Genomic DNA, 3870 nt, shown 5'->3' on the forward strand with positions numbered 1-3870 from the left:
GCACGATCGCGTCGGCGGGTGCGGTTAACACCGTGACAGCCTTCCGCCGCAGCGCCTTGTCGAGTTCCCTGGCCGCGGCATCGTGATCGCGGCGCGCTTGGACTAGTTCCTCGGCGGTCTTCTGGCGGAACTCTGCGAGGTAAGCCGCTTCCTCGGCCTTCAAGCGTTCCACATTCTCCTCAAGCTCAGCCATGTTATTGCCCGCAAGCAGCATTTCCTGCTCGACCTGCAGCCGCTGACCCTTGGCAGACAGATAGTCGACCTTCGAGCCGACCTCCCTCTTCAGCAGAACGTCCCGCATCGTCTCAAGATCTTTCGCCACGCCAAGGCGAACCTCCAATGCCTCGCGATCGGCGCTCTTGGTCGCCATCTGGGCTTGAACATTGCGGATCTGCCGATCGTAAGAAGCCAGCTTCGCCTTGTTCTCCTCTACCCTCCGGATCCATATCGTCGACTGCAGGCGCGCTTCGTCATCCAGGTTTTGGGGGTTGTATGGCCGGTCGTCGAGCTCGGACTCGAGCCGCCCGATTTGCGCGGCGAGGCTCGCGACCTTTCCCCGCAATTGATCGGCATCGGCTTCGCTGAACGTCGCGTCGAGGGTCGCCAATGCGTCGCCTTTCCGCACGATGTCGCCCACCTTGGCGTCGATGCTGCGCACGGTCGAAATCTCGAGCGGCTGCACCACAATCGTCGAGGCCGTCGTCACCAGCTTGCCCGGTGCGACCACGATCTGGTCGACCTTGGCTACCGAAGCCCAAATGCCAGCGACCATGATGACCGCGACAAGTACGTACAGCGTGGCTCCCACGACCCAGGGCGGGCACCGCTCGTCAATCTTGCGTGCATCGCTTTGAAAGTCTCTCACCGCTGGAAGGAGCGTGCTCATCGGGCAAGGTGCCTGTTCTGCTGGTTCCAAAGCTGTCGGTAAGTCATGCAACGGGACAGAAGTTCGCCATGTTTCCCGTGATCGACGATCCGGCCGCGATCGAGCACGACAATGGCATCCGCTGCGACGAGCGAGGACAGACGGTGCGAAACCATGACCACGGTTCGCCCCTCGGCAATGCGGGCAAGGTTTGCCTGGACGATCGCCTCGCTCTCGGGATCAAGCGCGGAGGTCGCCTCGTCCAGGATGAGGATGCGCGGTTGGCGCAGCAAGGCACGGGCGATCGACAGGCGCTGCTGCTGGCCGCCCGACAGGTTGGTGCCGCCCTCCTCGAGCAAGGTGTCGTAGCCCTGCGGCAGTAGTTTGATGAACTCGTCGGCACCCGCCATCGTCGCGGCGTGGACGATCTCCTCCAGGGTTGCATCTGGCCTGGTCGCGCCGATGTTCTCGCGCACGGTGCCGCGAAACAAAAAGCACTGCTGCATCACGACGCCGACATTGCTGCGCAGATGCGGGAGGTCGAGCTCGCGAATTTCATGACCGTCGATCCGCACCGAGCCGTGCTGGATCGGGTACGTGCCGCGCATCAGCCGCGTCAATGTCGACTTGCCCGAGCCGCTGCGCCCGACGATGCCGAAAACCGAACCGGCCGGGATGGTCAGCGACACGTCGTTCAGGGCCGGCGGAGCGCTGTCGCTGTAGCGGAAGATCACATGCTCGAACTCGACAGTGCCCGCGATCGGCGGGCGCAGGCCGCGCACATTCGGTGGCCGCTCCGGACTGCGGTTCATGATGTTGCCGAGCATTCGCACCGAGAGCCCGGCCTCCTGGTAGCCTTGCACCAGACCGACGATCTGTGAGAGCGGCGTGGTGACCCGGCCCGACAGCATGTTGAACGCGATCAGCGCGCCCACCGTCATCTGGTTGTCGAAGACCAGCAGGGCGCCGAAGCCGACGACCGCAACCGTCAGCAGCTTTTCGAGAAGCCCGATCACCGCCTGCGCCGAGGTAGAAATCCGCCCGACGTCGAACCGCGACTCGGCGGCCTGGGCGCAGAGCGCGTCCCAGTCGCGCTGGCGCAAGGGCTCGGTCGCCAACCCTTTGACCGTTTCCATGCCGTGGATGGTCTCGACGAGATAGGCCTGACGCTGCCCTTCGGCCTCGTAGAGGACGCGCAACTTGCGGCGGTAGAGCGGGATCAGCCCGCCGATCACACAGGCGGTGACGGCGGAAAAGCCGAGCACCATTGTGGCGAGACGACCGCTGTAGAGGAACAGCAGCGGCACGATGACCAGCAGCGAGGTGGCGTCGAGCAACGTCAGAAAGAGGCGGCCGGTCAGAAACTCCCGGATCTTCTCGACCTGCTGCATGTGCTTGGTGATGACGCCGGCCGAGGCGCGCTCGAAGAAATCGATCGGCAACGACAGCAGACGCGCGAAGGTGCGGATCGAGGTGCGCACATCGATCCGTGCCGAGGCGTAGACCAGCAGGATGCGCCTGAGATAGTTGAAAACCGCGTCGAACAGGACTGCGGCGCTGACCCCGATGGCGAGCACAACGAGAGTCGTATAGGCCTGGTGCACGAGCACCTTGTCGACGGTGATCTGGATGAAGATCGGCAGGGCAAGCGCCAGCACCTGCAGCGCGACCGCGGCCACCGCGATGTCGCGGAACATCGCGCCGTTGCGGACGACTTCCGGGAGGAACCAAGTAAAGCCGAACGGCCGGCTCTCATCCGCCAGCGCGAATGTGCGGCGCAGCAGCAGGAGCTCGCCGGTCCACTTCCTGCAGAACGTCGCCTGGTCGAGGGGTAATACGTCGAGGCAGTCAGCGAGGGGGTCGAGGACTCCAACCTTGTTCTCGTTGAATCCGAGCAGGATGACGCTGTTGCCATTTGTCAGCCGGGCGATCACCGGATAGGCGTCGCCGAGGCGTTGCAGGTCCTTCCAGCCGACCTTCAATTTGCGGCTGCGCATGCCGCTGCTGCGGGCGATCTTCGGCAGCAGCCGGGTGATGTCGTCATCGGGCCTCAGCGCAAAGTCGTGCTTGATGCGCTCGGGGGAAAGATCGATGCCGTAGTGCCGCCCGATGGCGACAAGGCACTGCAGTGCTGTTTCGACCGGAGACCCTTCCACGGTACCGCGCAGATTATCAGGCTTGGCGGCGCGAAGGGTGGAGGAGCGCGTTTGGGTCATCCAGGTGAGGACGAGCCATACGAGCACCGTGCACAGCAGGAACTGAACCGGGGGACTCGGCCTGTGGAGCCACTCGACCGGCCCGTGCCCGGCGGCGGCGAGGGTGGCGAGCGCATCGGACAACCAGCGATTCAGTTCGCCATAGAGATCGTTCATGGCTCTCGCTCCGCGGCATGTCGGCAGGTCGGCGCGTGGACGAGCGCCGTGACGCAAACGGGCCTCGGCGTGCTCCCGCTTCCGCTGCGCCATGACGGGCGGAGAGGGGCTGTGTTGGGCATGAAGCACCGACGCATTTGGGCTATTGCTCGTCGCTGAAATTTGGCGATTTCGGCCGCCGCCGCGCGGTCGCCGCGGGCGTTGCCGCCGCAGGCAATGCCGCCTGCGGCATCAGCCGCACCACCGTTGCTCCAGCATCTGCCGTTTCCTCCCCGACCGGCAGGGGAGAAGTGGGCTGGGAGCCCGGCTCGGCTCCCGGTGACGACGGCTGCTGCGACCGCAGCACGCCCGCCTTCTCTAGCTGTTCGCGCATGCCGTTCTGCGTCTGCAGCATTTGAGAGAAGGCCTGCAGGCTGGTGATCAGCCGCTGCGTCACGCGCGGCTCGGAGCCGGACAGCGAGACCAGATCAATGCGGATCATGCCGTGCTTGAGCGAAATCTCGCCAAACGCATCGACAAAGGTTTCGGGTACTACGTCCATTTACCTACCCCAAAAAAGCGGCCGGGCTTTCGGCCCGGCCGCTGCTCATGCGCGTTAAGCAATCGCGACGTGGATCGCGAACGGGTCGCTCT

At 64.4% G+C, this 3870-nt stretch carries 2 protein-coding genes and 1 pseudogene; all 3 read right to left on the bottom strand.

The genetic code is table 11. The features are described from left to right. Nucleotides 1-886, bottom strand: a pseudogene (locus EOA27_RS26535) (HlyD family type I secretion periplasmic adaptor subunit); the annotation flags it as partial. Next, nucleotides 883-3237, bottom strand: coding sequence for a peptidase domain-containing ABC transporter (locus EOA27_RS26540; protein WP_245467049.1), 2355 nt, complete (start codon nt 3235-3237; stop codon nt 883-885). The pseudogene EOA27_RS26535 and the gene EOA27_RS26540, both read right to left, overlap by 4 nt. 142 nt (nt 3238-3379) lie before the next feature. Continuing rightward, complete coding sequence (locus EOA27_RS26545) at nt 3380-3778, bottom strand: hypothetical protein (RefSeq protein ID WP_126082684.1); 399 nt, start codon at nt 3776-3778, stop codon at nt 3380-3382. Between the last annotated feature and the right edge of the window lie 92 nt (nt 3779-3870).

Origin of the sequence: Mesorhizobium sp. M2A.F.Ca.ET.037.01.1.1, assembly GCF_003998075.1 — a bacterium.
In the GTDB taxonomy this organism is placed as follows: Bacteria; Pseudomonadota; Alphaproteobacteria; order Rhizobiales; family Rhizobiaceae; genus Mesorhizobium.